The organism is Paenibacillus sp. ov031 (genome assembly GCF_900143165.1).
GTDB lineage: Bacteria > Bacillota > Bacilli > Paenibacillales > Paenibacillaceae > Paenibacillus > Paenibacillus marchantiae.
The window spans coordinates 531,911-550,725 of record NZ_FRDO01000002.1 but is presented as its reverse complement, the minus strand read 5'-3'; the positions used below and the strand labels follow the sequence as shown (position 1 = coordinate 550,725).

15 protein-coding genes are annotated in these 18,815 nt (G+C 48.3%); 11 read left to right on the top strand and 4 right to left on the bottom strand.

The genetic code is table 11. The annotated features are described in order from the left end of the window. Positions 1 to 17: 17 nt before the first annotated feature. The 6 genes from BUA17_RS12605 to BUA17_RS12580 all read left to right on the top strand — a co-directional run bounded on the left by BUA17_RS12605 (position 18) and on the right by BUA17_RS12580 (position 8,914). Positions 18 to 1,613 carry an extracellular solute-binding protein gene (locus BUA17_RS12605; RefSeq protein WP_072733811.1) on the top strand — a complete coding sequence of 532 codons (1,596 nt, stop codon included), beginning with the start codon at positions 18 to 20 and terminating at the stop codon, positions 1,611 to 1,613. 32 nt (positions 1,614 to 1,645) lie between these two features. Then, positions 1,646 to 2,629: a LacI family DNA-binding transcriptional regulator gene (locus tag BUA17_RS12600; RefSeq protein ID WP_063565929.1), complete on the top strand. Its 984-nt coding sequence runs from the start codon at positions 1,646 to 1,648 to the stop codon at positions 2,627 to 2,629. Between the two features lie 44 nt (positions 2,630 to 2,673). Beyond that, positions 2,674 to 3,786 (top strand): glycoside hydrolase family 88/105 protein, encoded by a 1,113-nt coding sequence (locus tag BUA17_RS12595; RefSeq protein ID WP_072733810.1) that lies wholly within the window; start codon positions 2,674 to 2,676, stop codon positions 3,784 to 3,786. Continuing rightward, positions 3,783 to 4,865: a pectinesterase family protein gene (locus BUA17_RS12590; protein WP_072733809.1), complete on the top strand. Its 1,083-nt coding sequence runs from the start codon at positions 3,783 to 3,785 to the stop codon at positions 4,863 to 4,865. Before BUA17_RS12595 ends, BUA17_RS12590 begins: the two co-directional genes overlap by 4 nt. A 377-nt stretch (positions 4,866 to 5,242) precedes the next feature. Beyond that, positions 5,243 to 6,814 (top strand): chitinase, encoded by a 1,572-nt coding sequence (locus tag BUA17_RS12585; RefSeq protein WP_090809204.1) that lies wholly within the window; start codon positions 5,243 to 5,245, stop codon positions 6,812 to 6,814. After that, positions 6,815 to 8,914, top strand: a complete 2,100-nt coding sequence (locus BUA17_RS12580) for a glycosyl hydrolase family 18 protein (protein WP_083584689.1) — start codon at positions 6,815 to 6,817, stop codon at positions 8,912 to 8,914. Between the two features lie 251 nt (positions 8,915 to 9,165). Here the strand turns inward: BUA17_RS12580 and BUA17_RS12575 are convergent, their stop codons facing one another. Next, complete coding sequence (locus BUA17_RS12575; protein WP_072733807.1) at positions 9,166 to 10,011, bottom strand: aldo/keto reductase; 846 nt, start codon at positions 10,009 to 10,011, stop codon at positions 9,166 to 9,168. A gap of 208 nt (positions 10,012 to 10,219) precedes the next feature. Then, positions 10,220 to 11,419, bottom strand: a complete 1,200-nt coding sequence (locus BUA17_RS12570) for an MFS transporter (RefSeq protein WP_072733806.1) — start codon at positions 11,417 to 11,419, stop codon at positions 10,220 to 10,222. Positions 11,420 to 11,582: 163 nt separating this feature from the next. On the opposite strand from BUA17_RS12570, the gene BUA17_RS12565 reads away from it, so the two are divergent. From BUA17_RS12565 to BUA17_RS12555, 3 genes are all read left to right on the top strand, one after another. Then, positions 11,583 to 11,978 carry a winged helix-turn-helix transcriptional regulator gene (locus BUA17_RS12565; protein WP_063567750.1) on the top strand — a complete coding sequence of 132 codons (396 nt, stop codon included), beginning with the start codon at positions 11,583 to 11,585 and terminating at the stop codon, positions 11,976 to 11,978. Further along, complete coding sequence (locus BUA17_RS12560) at positions 11,975 to 12,652, top strand: TIGR00266 family protein (protein WP_063567751.1); 678 nt, start codon at positions 11,975 to 11,977, stop codon at positions 12,650 to 12,652. Before BUA17_RS12565 ends, BUA17_RS12560 begins: the two co-directional genes overlap by 4 nt. Before the next feature lie 98 nt (positions 12,653 to 12,750). Next, positions 12,751 to 13,212: a MarR family winged helix-turn-helix transcriptional regulator gene (locus tag BUA17_RS12555; protein ID WP_063567752.1), complete on the top strand. Its 462-nt coding sequence runs from the start codon at positions 12,751 to 12,753 to the stop codon at positions 13,210 to 13,212. Between the two features lie 95 nt (positions 13,213 to 13,307). Here BUA17_RS12555 and BUA17_RS12550 read toward each other — a convergent pair whose 3' ends face one another. Next, complete coding sequence (locus BUA17_RS12550; RefSeq protein WP_072733805.1) at positions 13,308 to 14,282, bottom strand: aldo/keto reductase; 975 nt, start codon at positions 14,280 to 14,282, stop codon at positions 13,308 to 13,310. Between the two features lie 110 nt (positions 14,283 to 14,392). On the opposite strand from BUA17_RS12550, the gene BUA17_RS12545 reads away from it, so the two are divergent. Both BUA17_RS12545 and BUA17_RS12540 read left to right on the top strand, forming a co-directional pair. Further along, positions 14,393 to 15,427: an LCP family protein gene (locus BUA17_RS12545; RefSeq protein ID WP_326066741.1), complete on the top strand. Its 1,035-nt coding sequence runs from the start codon at positions 14,393 to 14,395 to the stop codon at positions 15,425 to 15,427. A 250-nt stretch (positions 15,428 to 15,677) separates the two neighbouring features. Next, the gene (locus BUA17_RS12540; RefSeq protein ID WP_072733803.1) at positions 15,678 to 18,245 is read left to right on the top strand and encodes a DUF2339 domain-containing protein; all 2,568 of its coding nucleotides are present in this window, start codon (positions 15,678 to 15,680) and stop codon (positions 18,243 to 18,245) included. 412 nt (positions 18,246 to 18,657) lie between these two features. Here BUA17_RS12540 and BUA17_RS31190 read toward each other — a convergent pair whose 3' ends face one another. Next, entirely contained in the window at positions 18,658 to 18,813 is a 156-nt protein-coding gene (locus BUA17_RS31190; protein WP_170867836.1) for a hypothetical protein, read from the bottom strand. Positions 18,814 to 18,815 lie beyond the last annotated feature (2 nt).

The following is an 18,815-nucleotide window of genomic DNA, read 5'->3' as shown; positions in this document are numbered from 1 at the left end:
ACAAGGAGGAATAACGGATGATAATCAGAGGGGCCGGAAGAAAAAGTGTTCTCGCGGTGATTCTTGCTATCAGTCTCGCCGGATGCAGCAGCAGTACAGGAGTAGGGGGAGATAAGGGCAGTGCTTCACCAAGCTCGGAGCCAGCGTTCAGCTACACAGGGGCAGGTCCGGTAACGGACCAGAAAGATGCCAAGCTGTCGATTCTCGGGACTAACGCATGGACGACTAACGTGGATCTCTCTACTGCCGAGATTGTGAAGAAAATTGAGAGTAATGCCGGGGTAACAGTCGATTGGGATCTCATTCCGCCGCAGAATTATGCAGATGCGGTGAATCCAAGGCTTGCGGCCGGAACAGGATTGCCGGATATCGTCTATCTGCCGGATCAGGATCAACTCATGAAATACATTAACAGTGGTCTGTTTATTCCGCTGAATGACCTAGTGGAGAAGTATGGTGTGAATCTCAAAAAAATATACGACAAATCCCCCTCCGTCAAAGCCAGTTTAACGACGCCAGATGGTAAAATGTATTATGTTCCGCAGCAAACGCTTACGAAAAACTACATGCCCTTGTTTATGGTGAATGAACGCTGGTTGAAGAAGCTGGGGCTGAACGAACCTACGACACTGGATGAGTTCACAGCGATGCTGCGCAAATTCAAGACAGACGACCCGAACGGAAACGGCGAGGCGGATGAAATACCGTTGTCCATGGAATCCAAGTTTGTGCCGATGGCATTTGGTCCTGCTTTTGGCCTCGATCTGTCCAATCAGTTCTATGCTGATGACCAGGGTAAGGTGCATTTCAGCTATTACGAGCCTGCCTACAAGGAATATCTGTCGTACCTGAACGGGCTGTACAAAGAAGGACTGCTCGGGGTGGACTATGCCAGTACCACAAGTGATCAGGTGACCTCCCGCATCTCGCAGGATGTAACCGGAGCCACGTTTAATTTTAGCTGGTACATGTCGATGGTCTACAGCCCGCTGTTCAAGGATTATGATCCGGCGGAGCCCATCTTCAAAGGCATTCTGCCACTGAAAGGACCGCATGGAGACCAGTTCTATATTGGACGTACTCCTGTGAGTGGGATTTTTGGAATCTCCAAAGATAGCAAAAATCCTGAACTCGCCTTCCGTTTCCTCGATTATGCGGTTAGTGAAGAAGCGCAGACGTATTATACGTGGGGAATCAAGGATGATACGTACACCGAAGAGAATGGCGTGAAGACATTCACGGACAAAGGCAAAGATAATGACTATATCCAGAAACTCGGCATTGGTCCCGTGAATCTGCCGAACATTCAGTCTACCGATTCGGCGGATTCCGTTGTGGCCGAATGGCATGCCAAGCTCGACAAGGAATTGGAGCCTTACATCCACGAGCCGTTTCCATTTGTATATGCTCTGCCAGATGAGGCGAGTGTAGAGAGCATGTCCATGCCGGATATTACGACATATGTGGAAGAGATGAACTTCAAATTTATAAGTGGAGATGCCAGTCTGGACCAGTTTGACAGCTATATTGAAACTTTGAAAAAAATGAACATTGAGCAGGTTATTGCCGGCAGACAGGCGCAATATGACCGGTATAAGGCTGCACAGCAATAAGCTTCCCAAGGGTTGAGAGGTGTTGATTGATTTTGATAACCATTAAGGACATTGCCAAATTAGCGGGAGTGAGCTACAGCACAGTATCCAAGGCGCTCAACGGTGATCCCCGTATCAAACCGGCGACGCGGCAGAAGGTGCTTGCGGTTGCGGAGAAGCATCAATATCGAAAAAACATTATGGCACAGCAGCTCTCCACCGGCAGAAGCAACATTATTGGCTTTGTTCTTGATGAACTGAGCAATCCGTTGTTTTCGAATATATCGGGCAATCTGCACGCGGAGCTGAAGAAGCGGGGATACCAGATGATTTTGGTCGTCGCGGATGATGGGCTGGATGTTTTTAGCCAGCTTCGCGTGGATGGATGTATCCTGTGGGATTATGCGCTGGACAATCGGGATGCCTTCTGGAAAAAGTTCGCGACACTCAACATGCCATGTTTTGTGCTTGGTACAGATGAAGCCCCGAATTCCCCTTACATCAAGATTGACCGGAAAGAGGGCATATACAAAGCGGTTGAGCATCTGAAATCACTGGGACATAGCCGGATTGGTTTCATTGGCAACTCCCAAAATATCAAGCTTGAAGGGTATCGGGAAGCGTTGCAGCGCACAGGCCTTGATTTTGATCAACGCCATGTGCTGCCTGCACATTCCTCCTGGGAGGATGGTTATTTTGCCATTCGGAATTATACGTTTGAATCAGATTCGCCAACGGCATTTATTGGCTTGAACAACCTGGTGACCCGAGGCGCGCTGCGGGCTTTGCTGGAAGCCGGCTACAATGTGCCGAATGATATTTCGTTAATCGGTTATGATGATCTGCCGGATATGCAGTATGCCGAGGTGGCGCTAACCACCATTGGCCCGCCGCTGGATGAACTGGCAGCACAGGCAGCAGAGTTGATCGTATCGTTGATCCGTGATGAGCAGACGGATTATCCGGTGATTATCCAACCGAAGCTGAATCATCGCAATTCGACGGCAGTTTGCCGTCAGCAGGTGTCTGAGCATTAAGGATAGGCTGAGTACAACATTCAAGGTCCAGGGAGGGTTCTTTTATGCAAGTACAGACGCAGTTATCTTGGTCGGAGCGAATAGCGGAGATGATTTGCCAGCAATGCGATGGAGAGGGCTATCATGTGTTTCCTTCGGAACGGTGGGCATATGTTCAGGGAATGACGTTAATGGCAATGGCACGCACTGGCAAGCAATACGGCAAGGACGAGTATGTTTCTTTTATGAAAAGACATATGGATCTGTATGTTCAGGAGGATGGTTCCATCGGAACGTATTCCCTGGAAGAGTACAACCTGGATCAGATTAATCAGGGCAAGAACCTGTTCGAATTGCTGGAAACCACCGGGGATCAGCGATACGCTGAAGCTGCGCATCTGCTCGCAGCCCAGCTCGCTGGACAGCCCCGAACGTCGGAGGGCGGATTTTGGCACAAAAAAATCTATCCGTTCCAGATGTGGCTGGATGGATTGTATATGTCGTCCCCATTCTTGGCGCATTATGCTAAGACGTTTGACCGACCTGATCTGTGGGATGAAGTGGCTCATCAGATTTTGCTAATCGAACGCAAGACGCGTGATCCGCGCACGGGTCTGCTCTATCATGGCTGGGATGAATCGAAGGAGCAGATCTGGGCCGACTCCGTAACCGGATGCTCCGCACATTTCTGGAGCCGGGCGATGGGCTGGTATGCGATGGCGATCGTGGATAGTCTGGAGCACTTCCCGATCCATCATCCGCAACGGGGCACAATCATTGGCATCTTCGAGCGCATGTGTAATGCATTGGTACGTGTACAGGAGCAGGAGAGCGGGCTCTGGTTCCAGGTGTTGGACCAGGGATTCCGCAAGGGCAATTATCTGGAAGCTTCCGGTTCAAGCATGTTTGTGTATGCCATGGCGAAGGGCGTTCGCTTGCGTTACCTTGAGCCGCATTTCAGGCAGGCCGCAGAGAAGGGATGGCAGGGACTGACGTCCCGTTTGATGGAAGAAACGGAGGAAGGCGTGAAGCTGAACGCGATCTGTCACGGGGCAGGGCTCAGTCTGGATCGGGATGGTTCATACAGTTATTATGTCGGCGAGCAGATTGTAAGCGACTCGTTTATGGGCATGGCACCGCTCTTGCTGGCTGCGCTGGAAATGGAGCGATTGCCATGAACAAACCTCTGTCACATGGATCAGATGTGGATCTGTACAGGAATGGTTACCTGGTTGCTGCGGACGGAAGCGGCGATTTTCCCACTATTCAGGCTGCCATTGATGCGATTCCGGCCGACTGCACTGAAAAGTATACGATTCGCATAAAGCCAGGCACTTATATTGAAAAACTACACATCGAGAAGCCGATGGTTCACCTCGTCGGTGCGGGAGCTGATCAGACTATCATCAGGTATGATGATTATGCGCTCAAAAAGTTCCCGAACGGGGAGTTGTATCATACCTTTCATTCGTACACGGCCTTTATTGGTGCAGATGATTTCACCGCTGAAGGACTTTCCTTCATCAACTCGGCTGGACCTGGTCGTGAGGTGGGTCAGGCGTTGGCTGTCTACGTGGATGGGGACCGGGCAGCCTTCAGGCATTGCCGATTTATAGGTCACCAGGACACGATCTTTACCGGACCGCTGCCCGAGCAGCCCATTGACCGGAGTTTCTTCGGGGGACCGCGTGACGGGGCAGAGCGGCGGAAGCTGCGCCAATATTATGAGGACTGTTACATTGAGGGCGATGTGGATTTTATTTTTGGCTCGGCTACGGCAGTGTTCCAGGGCTGTGAGATTTTTGCGAAGAATCGCTTGTGCGATGCTGCTGCTGCAGAGGGAGAAGTGAATGGCTGGATCACGGCTGCTTCCACACCAGAGGATGCACGTTATGGCTATGTGTTTATCGATTGTGACCTGACCAGCAACGCCCCCGTTCAGTCCGTATATCTAGGCAGACCGTGGCGAAATCATGCCAAAGTCTGCTTCCTGAACTGCTGGATGGGGGCGCATGTGAAGCAGGAGGGTTGGCATAACTGGAACAAGAACGATGCGGAAGCGACGGTAGCGTACTTCGAATATCATAGTGCCGGACCTGGGGCCGGAAGTGTGATGGGGAGAGTTCCGTGGGCGAAAATACTCAGTGATCAGGAAGCGGCCGAATATACTGTGCCTGTTATTTTATCCGGTGAGGATGGGTGGCAACCTTTCGAAGGTCTGCTGTCATTTGAACTAGTCTCCTCGAAGTTAAAATAAGCGTTGTAATACATCCGTTTATTTATAAAATAAAAATAAAAAAAGGCCATCTATCAAGTCTCTTAATGACTTGGTAGATGGCCTTTTTGTGCGGTATATTACATTTTTCGCCCCCCATAGAAATAATTTATCCCTTATCTCAATTGCATTTTACTGATTAAATACAGGGTGAGGATCTGTAAATTCCCTGTAAATTTGGATGATGTCTGCAAAAAAAGAATACGAGAGGGAAGGTCCATTTTGATAAGGGAAGGGAGTGAAGCGATACTCATCGTCAGACGGTTTTATAAGCTCTATAGATCGCGGATCACATGTAAGTGCACCAGTGAAGCTTTGTTTGCAAGGTGAAAATAATCTGAATACAGGAGGGATTTTGCTTGAATCAAGCTGTTCGATTCCGCCCGGTCATTACATTCGCTTTGGCATTTCTTCTGATTATTACGTGGTTTGCACCAAGAGCAGACGCCGCTGCCCAGTGGCAGGCAGGCACCGCATACAAACAAGGAGATCTAGTAACCTATTTAAATAAAGATTATGAATGTATTCAGCCCCATACGGCTTTGACCGGATGGGAGCCCTCAAATGTGCCTGCATTGTGGAAATACGTCGGGGAAGGTACGGGAGGGGGAACTCCAACTCCGGATACGACACCACCTACCGTCCCTGCAGGTTTAACCTCATCCCTCGTCACGGATACATCGGTCAATCTTACCTGGAACGCTTCCACGGACAATGTGGGCGTAACCGGATATGAAGTGTACCGGAACGGTTCTCTCGCGGCGAACACTTCAACGACTACGGCTGTAGTCACAGGACTGACAGCTGGCACCACATATGTTTTTACAGTCAAAGCAAAAGATGCGGCAGGCAATCTGTCCGCAGCAAGCACCTCTCTCAGCGTTACCACTTCCAACGGATCTTCGAATCCTGGGCCTAGCGGCAGCAAATGGCTGATCGGCTACTGGCACAACTTCGATAATGGCTCTACCAACATTAAACTGCGCAACGTTTCAACAGCTTATGATGTTATTAATGTCTCCTTTGCCGAGCCGATTTCACCCGGCAGCGGAACGCTCGCTTTTACTCCGTATAACGCTACGGTAGAAGAGTTCAAGTCGGACATTGCGTACCTTCAAAGCCAAGGGAAGAAGGTACTGATATCTATGGGGGGAGCCAATGGCACGATTGAGCTCACAGATGCGACCAAGAGACAACAGTTCGAGGATTCCCTAAAATCCATTATTTCAACTTACGGATTCAATGGTCTCGACATCGATCTTGAAGGAAGCTCCCTGTCTTTAAATGCGGGCGATACCGACTTCCGCAGTCCAACGACTCCGAAGATCGTTAACCTGATTAACGGCGTGAAAGCGCTTAAATCACACTTTGGTGCTAATTTCGTCCTGACCGCTGCACCGGAAACGGCCTATGTACAAGGCGGATATCTGAACTATGGTGGTCCTTGGGGGGCGTATCTTCCAGTGATTCATGCCTTGCGCAATGACCTGACCCTACTTCATGTGCAGCACTATAACACCGGTTCGATGGTGGGGCTGGATGGACGTTCTTACGCTCAAGGGACAGCTGATTTCCATGTCGCCATGGCCGAAATGCTGCTTCAAGGGTTTAACGTAGGCGGAAGCTCGGGTCCATTCTTTAGTCCTCTGCGCCCGGACCAGATCGCGATTGGCGTACCAGCTTCCCAGCAAGCGGCTGGAGGCGGCTATACGGCGCCAGCTGAGCTGCAAAAGGCATTGAATTATCTGATCAAAGGAGTATCATACGGCGGTTCCTATACCTTGCGCCAGCCTGCGGGCTATGCCGGTCTCAAGGGCATTATGACCTGGTCAATCAACTGGGACGCGTATACGAATAACCAGTTCTCGAACGCACATCGTCCATTCCTGAATGGGCTTAGCACGCAAAAGACAGAGGAGGTTGTGTATTAAATGATACATTTAAATAAACACACTGCTTTTAAGAAGACTGCAAAGTTTTTCCTTGGTCTGTCCCTGCTCTTATCCGTCATCGTTCCTTCCTTCGCGCTCCAACCTGCTACGGCCGAAGCAGCAGATTCTTATAAAATTGTTGGTTACTATCCGTCCTGGGCTGCGTACGGCAGAAACTATAATGTAGCTGATATCGATCCGACCAAAGTGACGCATATCAACTATGCTTTTGCTGATATTTGCTGGAACGGCATTCATGGAAATCCGGACCCTTCGGGCCCCAATCCTGTAACCTGGACCTGTCAGAATGAAAAAAGCCAAACGATCAATGTACCGAACGGAACGATTGTGCTCGGCGATCCATGGATCGATACGGGCAAGACATTTGCAGGGGATACGTGGGATCAGCCCATTGCAGGTAATATCAATCAGCTTAACAAGTTGAAACAAACTAATCCTAACCTGAAGACTATTATCTCCGTTGGAGGATGGACGTGGTCCAACCGTTTCTCTGATGTAGCCGCGACTGCTGCAACTCGAGAGGTCTTTGCGAACTCTGCTGTTGACTTCCTGCGGAAGTACAATTTTGACGGGGTAGATCTGGACTGGGAGTACCCGGTATCAGGCGGTCTCGATGGTAACAGCAAACGTCCTGAAGATAAGCAAAACTACACATTGCTCCTGAGCAAAATCCGTGAAAAATTGGATGCAGCGGGAGCTGTGGACGGCAAGAAGTATCTGCTTACGATTGCAAGCGGTGCATCTGCGACCTATGCTTCCAATACGGAGCTTGCAAAAATTGCTGCCATCGTCGACTGGATTAACATTATGACATACGATTTTAACGGGGCTTGGCAAAAAATCAGCGCACATAATGCGCCGTTGAACTATGATCCTGCAGCTTCAGCCGCTGGCGTGCCAGATGCCAATACATTTAATGTGGCAGCCGGAGCACAAGGGCATCTGGATGCAGGTGTACCGGCCGCTAAACTCGTGCTTGGTGTTCCATTCTACGGTCGTGGCTGGGATGGATGCGCACAAGCAGGCAACGGACAGTATCAGACGTGCACGGGTGGTTCTTCCGTTGGAACATGGGAAGCAGGCTCTTTTGATTTCTACGATCTGGAAGCCAATTACATCAACAAAAACGGGTACACGCGTTACTGGAATGACACAGCCAAAGTGCCATATCTCTATAATGCGTCCAACAAGCGCTTTATCAGCTATGACGATGCGGAGTCCGTTGGATATAAAACGGCTTATATCAAGAGCAAAGGACTCGGCGGAGCGATGTTCTGGGAGCTCAGCGGTGACCGTAACAAAACACTTCAAAACAAACTGAAAGCCGATCTGCCTACTGGAGGTACAGTGCCACCAGTAGATACGACGGCACCAAGCGTACCCGGGAATGCTCGTTCGACAGGTGTGACGGCAAACTCTGTAACGTTGGCTTGGAATGCTTCAACGGATAATGTAGGGGTTACCGGTTATAACGTCTATAATGGCGCTAATCTTGCGACATCGGTTACCGGAACGACAGCAACAATCAGCGGACTTACAGCGGGTACTTCCTATACCTTCACGGTAAAAGCAAAAGATGCAGCAGGTAATCTGTCTGCAGCCAGTAATGCTGTAACTGTAAGCACAACGGCTCAGCCGGGAGGTGATACGCAAGCGCCAACTGCACCAACGAACCTTGCGTCGACGGCACAAACCACATCCAGCATAACGCTGAGTTGGTCGGCATCCACTGACAATGTGGGTGTAACGGGTTATGACGTGTACAACGGAACGACACTGGCAACAACGGTAACCGGTACGACGGCAACGATCAGCGGACTTGCTGCGGATACCTCGTATACATTTACGGTAAAAGCAAAGGATGCGGCAGGCAACGTGTCTGCAGCGAGCAACGCGGTGAGTGTGAAGACAGCCGCCGAAACGACAAATCCTGGTGTATCCGCATGGCAGGTCAACACAGCTTATACTGCGGGACAACTGGTCACATATAGCGGCAAGACGTATAAATGTTTGCAGCCCCACACCTCCTTGTCAGGATGGGAACCATCCAACGTTCCTGCCTTGTGGCAGCTTCAATAGTTAAAAATTGAAATACAACATTTTTAATTGAAATGTGCAGTGTTGGCGAGCTTAGTTAGTGGAAAGAGAATATGACACATGGATTGTTTCTCGGCGCTAAACAGAAGAAGATAAGAAAAGGGAAGACCAAAAACCACCGGCTCTTGATCCGGTGGTTTTTGGCTATGGTATGTCAAAGCAGGCTCCAACAAGGCTTTGCCCTACTTAGTTTATCTAGAGGAAATATACTCCGACATAATTAGAATCATCAATTAGAAATCAAAGTTGTCAGGATCAGGTCCAACGCGAACATCTTCGTTCAGGGCGCTAATACGCTCCATCTCATCATTGGACAATTCAAAGTCGAAGATGGAAGAGTTCTCGACAATACGTTTTTCCTTGGTAGACTTGGGAATGGTGATGACACCGTTTTGCAAGTCCCAGCGCAGGATGACTTGTGCTACCGATTTACCTTTTGCAGTGGCAATTTCGGTCAGAACCGGATTGTCCAGAAGTTGACCCTGCATGAGCGGCGACCAAGCTTCCAATTGAATTCCGTTTTTCTCACAGAATGCTTTAAGTGGAGCTTGAGTCAGACGAGGGTGGTACTCTACCTGATTAATTGCTGGCTTCACTTCAGCATCCTGCAACAGATCTTCAAGATGATGAATCTGGAAGTTGCTGACGCCAATGGCTTTAATGCGGCCTGCTTTGTACAGCTGCTCCATCGCTTTCCATGCGCCTTTGTATCTCCCTGCTTTTGGCCAGTGAATTAGATACAGGTCCAGGTATTCCAGTCCAAGTTTGTTCAGCGTTGTCTCATATGCCGCAAGCGTCTCATCATATCCGAGGTCTGCGTTCCACACTTTGGACGTAATGAACAATTCTTCACGTTTCAGATTATTCTCTCTCAATGCCTCGGCAATCGCTTGGCCTACACCGGATTCGTTGCCGTATATAGCAGCTGTATCAATACTGCGGTAACCGTGAGCAATGGCTTGTTTAACGGCCTCGATTAATTCAGCTCCTTCTTCTACCTTAAATACGCCCAGTCCGAACCAAGGCATATGAACGCCGTTATTTAAAGCTACTGTGGATTGTAAATGTTGTGCTGTCATGTGAAGTCCTCCTCATATTATGAATCAAAATGATAGTAACGATGTTAAACGATAAATTCTAGTTTCCTTCATTAAGTCATAGTAGATTAAATTCGAATTAACGTATTATACTAGATTAAAATAAAGGCGAAACCGGTTCCGAGTTGCAGCTTCAACCTAGGAAAGACGCGTGTTTAGGCTGATATCTGACCGAACCTCCTAACCTGTCTTACGACTCTGATGGGGAATAGGGATGTTTACGATCAAGCGCTCTTGCCCAACCAGTCAGAAGAACAGCAGCCAGAACCATAATTGCACCAACCCATGTGGTATGAATCAGACCGATGGAATCTGTGATTACACCGCCCAAATATGCACCTATTGCGATACCTGCGTTAAAGGCTGCGATGTTGAAGGCGGAGGCGACGTCTTTGGCTTGTGGAGCATAACGTTCTGCGAGCGTCACGACGTACGTCTGAAGCCCTGGCACATTCATGAAGGCAAGCAGACCCATGCCGAGTATCGTGAGTAACGCTGCCAGCTTAAATGGAACTGTGAAATACAGTATGCCCAGAATAACGGTCTGGATGATAAACATATAGAAGAGTGCTCTGAGCGGATTGCGGTTGGCGGCTTTCCCCCCGATAATATTGCCGATAGCAATGGCGATCCCGTACAGCAGCAGAATTCCCGCGACCGTTTTCTCGGAATACCCGCTGATATCATGCAATAGTGGGGACAGATAAGTGAATACCACAAACGTTCCCCCATATCCCACGGCGGTAATGGCAAAAGCCAGCAGCAACCGTCCGCCTGTTACCAGCTTCAGTTGTTCTCGGAAGGCAGTTCGCGTTCCGCGTTGCAACGTGGATGGCACGAGAAGCATGTTGCCGATAAAGGCCACAACACCTACGACAACGATAAGAATGAAAGCTGCGCGCCATCCCCAGTTTTGACCGATGAGTGTACCCAGGGGTACACCAGTTACTGTAGCAATGGTCAAACCAGAGAACATGATGGCAATAGCGCTCGCCCGTCGGTTTGCAGGAACCAGGTCTGCCGCAATGGTGGAACCAATGGACATGAACACTCCGTGTGCCAAGGCGGAGACAATTCGCGCAATGAGCAGCATGGTAATTCCACTCGAGAGCGCCGCCATGGTGTTACCAGCGATGAAAACAACCATAATGGCAAGCAGCAGCGTCTTGCGTGACACCGTTGACGTCAATGATGTCAGAATCGGTGCCCCGAAGGTTACGCCTAATGCATATAAAGTAACGGTCAGTCCCGCTGTCGTTACGGAAATGCCCAGGTCATCTGCAATAAGGGGCAGCAGACCAACGCTGATAAATTCAGTGGTGCCGATGGCAAACGCACTGATTGCCAGCGCCAGCAGTGCCCAGGTACTGCGTTTTGAATCATGTAACATGTCTTGTTCAACTCCCCAGAATGTAGATTTACGTACCGGCAAATGCTATTATGAGTTATTCGACATAAAATGAATAGTACGTACTTTTTAGTACCCTACGTACTTTTTAGTGCCTATATAGCAATTGCTTTTATGAATAACAATTTCCGGGAGGACATTCAGCATGATCAGAAAGAAGTATAATATTTCAGTTGAAGCGACACTTGAAGTCATCGGTGGCAAGTGGAAATGCGTTATCCTCTGCCATCTGACACACGGGAAGAAACGCACTAGTGATCTCAAACGTATTATGCCCGCAATTACGCAGAAAATGTTAACACAGCAGCTGAGGGAGCTTGAAGATGACGGGATTGTGAACCGCATTGTGTATAATCAGGTACCTCCCAAGGTGGAGTATGAACTGAGTGAGTATGGCCGAAGTTTGGAACCGATTCTGAATGCCCTTTGTAACTGGGGAGATCAGCACATTATTAAGGAATACGGAGACAAATTCTCAGTGTTAGAGGATAATGGGTTAAATGATTTTAACACGGACAATAAGGAGCTGATGAAGCCGTGAACTATGAAATTCTATATGATGGTGCATTTGCGATGCTTAAGGTGCAATTGCAACGGGGAGAACGGTTCAAGGCAGAAAGCGGGGCCATGGTATCCATGACACCAACCGTTGACTTGAAGGGATCTGCTGAAGGCGGTATGTTTGCCGGATTCGGACGAATGATCAGCGGCGAGAAATTCTTTTTTCAGGAATTAACGGCTGCAGGGGGATCTGCGGAAATTCTGTTGTCACCCTCCAGCATGGGGGATGTGGAGGCGATTGAACTGGATGGCTCCTATTCGCTCTACGTACAGAAAGATGGTTTTCTGGCCGGAACGGAAGGCATCCAGGTGAATACCAAAATGCAAAACTTGAAGAAAGGTCTCTTCTCGGGAGAGGGTTTCTTTATTATAGAGATCAGTGGGCGAGGAACAGTGTTCCTATCATCCTATGGTGCAATCCATGCGATTAATCTGGCTGCGGGTGAAGAAGTGATCGTGGATAATGCCCACTTGGTCGCATGGCCCAATTATATGAATTATCGCATTGAGAAAGCTTCACAAGGTTGGTTATCTAGCGTGACCAGTGGAGAAGGATTGGTATGCCGATTTCGAGGTGAAGGTACAGTCCTGATCCAGAGCCGTAATCCGCATGGATTTGGTCAATGGGTCAAGCAATTTATTCCTTCACGCTAATGTTTTCCGCTGAAAATGTACAACGTTGAAACGCATGCGTTCCGACAATCGTTATAAGATAGGATGAAGCTCAAGGTGTAATGATGGAGGTATATGAGATGGAAAGCTCACGGTATAAAAATGCTCAGGAAAGTCCGGGGTATCTGCTATGGCAGGTTACTACGATGTGGCAAAAGGAAATACGCAGGGTGCTCGAGCCTCTGGAATTAACACAACCCCAATTTGTATTATTGCATGCCTGTGTGTGGCTCAATGAACGCGATACAGAGGGTAAGGGGGTAACTCAGGTCCAGCTTGCGCAATTTGCCAATGTGGATGTTAACGTTACTTCTCAAGTGCTCCGTGCTCTTGAAAAGAGAGAGTTAATAACTCGCAAGCGTCATCTTACCGATACCCGTGCGAATATTATTACAACAACGCCGGAAGGAACTCGCTTGGCGCTTGAAGGTATTCATCTTGTTGAAGCCGCGGACAAGGTGTTCTTTGATGTGTTAAGTGATCGTAAGGATGAATACATGGAAATCATGCAAGAATTTATCCAACATAAAACAGATGTTTAATTCATAGAAAGATTTTTTCTATGCTTTATTAGACTACAGAGTGTAGTGAAGTTGTACCTCCCAGACTTTTTAGCCGGGAGGTTTTTTGTATTGGTTCAATTAATCCGATAAGTCGCAAATGGCTTACCATGACGGAAAGAGTCGCTGAGTTGATCGAGCTGCGAGATTATATCATCGGTCAGTTTCATGTCCAGGCTAGCCAGATTATGCTCCAGCTGTTCCGTGCTCGTTGCCCCAACGATAACCGTCGAAACAGCAGGGCGTGCCAGCAGCCATGCAAGCGACAGGACACTTGGAGAGCAGCCATACGCCGATGCCTTTTCGCTGACCTGCTCACCTAATTTAATATTGTGTTCCAGCAGGAAACGATTGAAGGCCGGATCGGTATCCGCTCTGGAACCGGAAGGCACGCCCGCTTCACCGTTGTATTTGCCTGTCAGAATGCCACCAGCCAGCGGGAAATATGGAATGATACCTACGCCTTGATCAAGACACATCGGTACAAGCTCATGCTCAGGTGTGCGATCAGCCAGAGAGTAGCTGGTTTGGGTCGAGATATAACGTACATATCCTTTTAGCTCGCTGGTACCAAGGGCTTTCATCAGCTCCCAGGCTGCATAGTTGGAAGCTCCGATATAGCGGACTTTGCCGGAAGTGACCATATCGTCCAATGTGCGCAGCGTCTCATCCAGCGGGGTGTGCGGATCAAAAGTATGGATCTGATACAGATCCACATAGTCCGTTTGCAGACGCCGCAGGCTATGTTCAAGCTCTTGCTGCAAATGATAGCGGGAGGAACCGCGCCCATGGGGACCCTCATGCCGGGGAAGTCCGGCTTTGGTAGCAAGCACAGCGTTTTCACGTCTGCCCATCAGGGCTTGTCCAATAATCCGCTCCGATTCCGTTCCGGCGTAGATGTTGGCGGTATCGATAAAATTGATTCCTTGATCCAGTGCCGCATGAATAATGCGGATAGAAGTTGGGTCATCCGCCCGTTTACCAAAGGCATTGGTGCCGAGTCCAAGTGCGGAAACGCGCAGACCGCTATTCCCCAAACGTCGATATTCCATCGTTCATCGCTCCTTCTGTGTCATTTCTTGTATAGCAGATTATAACGTAATCTATTGAAAACGTGTTATTAATATAGTTAAATGATTCTAAGACCGTTATTAAAGGAGATATGATGGAGAACAGTGCCGCACATTTAACCAGACGGAAGCCGAAGAAACCGAAGAAGAGATGGAAGAAACCTTTGATTATCATCCTGAGTACTTTAATTGTGCTGGGGGGACTCGGATTTATCTATCAAAAGCAACTCGTTGTGTTTGCATTTAACCTGTTTGCTTCGGAAACCGTAAAGGAAACGCTCGATGAATCCTTCAAGCCAGTTGGCGATAAGGATGCACCCGTTGTAGAACATACCGATCCATTCTCGCTGTTGTTGTTAGGAATTGATCAACGAGATAACGAACCAAGCCGTTCGGATACCATGATCTATTCTGTTGTGCGTCCGGAAGAAAATAAAGTGTTGCTGCTGTCGATTCCACGTGACTCCTACACCGATATTATCGGCCGGGATGTGAAGTCGAAGATTAATTCAGCCTATGCACATGGTGAAGCCAAGATGGCGATGGATACCGTGGAGCATTTGTTGGAAAACAAAGTCGATTTCTATGCCGCGATTAATTTTAACGGACTCAAGGATATTGTTGATGCGGTTGGCGGTGTTGAATTGCCGATTAAGAAAAATATTGAGAACAAATTGAAAACGCATGAGAAGCTGTTTGTTGAAGCGAACAAACCGATCTACAGCGGCGAAGAAGCGCTGGGCTATGTCCGTTACCGGGAAGATTCCGATTTCAATCGGACGATGCGGCACCGTCTTTTTCTAAGTGCTTTCATGAATCGTGCGCTTGAGGTCAAAAACCTGACTAAGATCCCGGACGTTATCCAAATCGCTGGATCGAATTTTACAACCAACATGAACTCGGATTTCATCGTGAAATTTGCCGAGTCTCTATATATGAAAGACAGCACGCCAACAATCAGCAATTACATGCTGAAGGGTGAAGGCGCAACACGCAGCGGCACATGGTACTATGATTTGTCAGAGAGTGATCTGCAATATGTACGGACCCTGCTCGCGAACTGGCTGGACCCGGATACCACCGAAATTATGGAGCCGGAGACGGCGGATACGAAAGATCCGGCGTAAGCAAGTATCCGAGGCTCAGTAAGATCACCAGAAGTTGTATACGTGTGTAGAATGACTATATCAATGAATGAGAGTCCTGGGAGCTGATGCTTCCCGGGCTTTTTTTTATGTAAGCTTTTTGAAAAAATCCCGTAACGACTTCCAATCCGCAGAAAACGGTTGAATGATTCTATTCCTTAAACCCCATTTTATGGCATACATATAGTAAAATATAGGGAATGAATTCAACATCAACCAACGGAGGAAGCTCATGAAAGAGTTCAAGGATCGGCTTCACCAGGTTCAGGAGCAGCAGAAGCAGCTGGTAAAGGAATATAATGCTCTGCTTCAGGACTATCAATCCGATGACCTGATCGTGCAGAACGAACAACTGCGAACGCAATATGAAGCGCACCAACTCAAGCTCCAACAGCTTGAAGTACGCACACGGAAAATGGAAGAGGAGAATGCCCGTCTTCGCATGGCTCTATCAGAACAGATGCTGGATGAGAAATTGAATCTCATTCGTGTATCCCAGGAGAAGATGGAGACCTACTTTCGGGGAAAGACGAGTGTACATAATGATCGGCTCGTGGCGCATGAGCACCGCGCCAAAGTGAATTTGAATGCCATATTCAACCGAGCTTCAGAGGAACTTCAGGGTGACGCCAATGAGATGAAGGAAAGAATTGCTCATCTGGCTGCTGAGGTGCAGGAATGTATTGCATTGCATAGGCAGACCCTGTGGGAGAGGGAAGAGGAGCTGCGCGGACAGATGCAACAAGGATATGAGCATATGGCAGAAGAAGGCTTAAGCGAAGAGACCATTCAGCGGCGCATTCGCCAGAATCGGATGGAGATGAAGATTGGCCTGAGCTGGATCAACAAGGTCGCCATCCTGCTGATCATTCTTGGCGTTGGTGCAGCCTTTCAGTACTCCTACAAGACCTGGTTCAGCGATGAGGTGAAAGGCGTAGCGTTCTTCCTGCTTGGTGCGCTTATGCTTGCCGGGGGAGAATGGCTGTTCCGGCGTAAAAGACAGACGTTCGCGATGGGGCTGCTGGGCGGCGGGATATCGGTTCTGTTTGGCTCCGTTTTCTACAGCTATTTTCTATTGCATATCATCGGGTTATATACGGGACTTGCCTTGTCGGTGCTGGTTTCGGCGTTATCCGTTCTACTTTCGTTAAGGTATCAGTCCAGGACGATCTGCTCACTTGGTTTGGTTGGAGGGTATTTACCGTTAATCTCCTACATGGCCTATTTCGGCCTTCAAGGCTCGGCTGTTTATGTGGCCATGATTTATCTGTTGCTCCTGAACGGAATTATTGTTTTGATTTCATTTGGCAAACGGTGGCCAATCGTGCACTATATCAGTTTTCTGTTCAACACACCGTCCATGCTCATCCTGTTATGGCTCTCACCAAGTGAGAAGATCGGCATGGTGTATTCCATTGTGACATTTGCATTATATCTCGGCATTACACTGGCGTATCCGTTTAAACATAGGGTGAAGTTAACCTGGTGGGACTTTGCACTGCTCGCCATGAATACGAGCATCAGCTGCCTGATGTTATATGTATTGTTCGATGCAGCGGGCTGGAATGACGCACAAGGTTTGCTTGCTCTGATTTTCGCTCTGGTCTATTTCGGGCTCGCCCGTTTTATCCAGCAGAGGATGCCTCAGGAAAAGCAGACCCTTCTATTGTTCTACGTGACTTCACTGACCTTTGCCATTCTGATTATACCGTTCCAGTTTGGTGCGAAGTGGCTGTCTATGGGCTGGCTGATCGAAGGAGTTCTGTTGGTTACGCTCGGACATCTGAAGCGGTTCAAGTTGGTGGAACGTGCTGGATGGGGAATCGTGCTTCTGTGCATGTTCACCTTTGTGTACTATGACGTGCTGGTGCTGTTCATCATGGGGGAGCAATCCTATTTCATGCTAAAATACTCCTGCATCACGCTGGGTGCGCTGCTTATTACACTCTATTACGCCTTGGATCGCAACGGCTCCCTATCCGGAGAGAAATATCATTATAGCCAGATAGAGCTTGGCTTTTTGAATGCATTCAAGTACATCACACTCGCCAATCTGTGGTTATATGTGCTGTATGAATCGAATGAATTGTATATGAAAGCAGTTGATGACTCATTCCTGTTATACCTGTTCTACAAATGGCTGATGTTCGCTGCGCTGACCATTGCCATGGCCTATGGATTGAGTAAAGTGAGGCTTTTGCGTGATCGGATCGTGCAGGGTTACATCGTCTTCCTGCATGCGGTGGGCTGTTGTATTGCACTGGCAGTAACGTTATCCATGCCGGCACTTCAGCCGGATGTTCAGCAGCACACAGCGGCTGAAGTCGTAGGTTTACTCGTATTAATTATCTTTAATGTGGGCGTGTTTTTTGCAGGAAGGGATCTGCTGATCACGGCAATCCGCGGGCAGTTCAAGAGCGTTGAATGGTATCCGGTGATCGCAGGGGTCTATCTGCTGGGTGTCATCACCGTGTTCTTGACGGTCCAGTTCCATTGGGGAGATGTAGGGCTGATGTTCAGCCTAATCTATCTGCTGCTTGCGATCCTGTATATCGCCTACGGGTTCCGAAGAAAATATGTGATGATTCGGCGCCTCGGTCTGGGCCTGACGTTATTTTCCACCGGGAAAATGGTGTTCTATGATGTGGGATTGCTTACATCGGGCAGCAAGATCATTGCCTATTTCAGCTTTGGCGTACTGCTGCTTGGCATTTCTTATCTGTATCAGAAGGTGTCGAGCCGGATGGAGGAAATTCAGGCTAGAGAGATAGAACAGTCTAATGAATCCGATCTGCCGTAGGATAAAAAAACCAATTTTAGGATATTCGATACAGCATTCACAATCTTTAGGGGAGGGATACAACATGGGATTTGATCTGAGTATCATGTTATGGCAATTATTATGGATTGCTGGCTCTGTAGCTCTTATTGTGTATGGGTGGAGGAAACTTGGTATCAGGAAAAAGCGGCGCTGAGGGCGGGGAATGCCGTTGCAACATTGATTTTGACATAAGTCATTATCGGATGAACTGATCGGTATCCATATCATAAATATGCATTAAAATGAGGCTCTTGAGCGCTGGTTTTTAGCGTCCAGGGGCCTTATTCTGATGAACGGATTATGATCGAACCTCGTTCAGGATGGCATGACCCAGCATAAGATGACATTCGTGAAACGTTTTTTCTGTTGATCACGTTATAATAGAGTATACTTACGGCTGGGTATTCAGTTGCAACCATGAAGTTTCGGTTGTGGTTGTGCCTTTCAGTGATTCTCCGTGATCATCATTGATGCGGGAGAGCACTGTTAATGTAATGGATAGGGTGAAGGCGAGCAGCACATATATGAAAATGTTTTTTTTGTTCATGA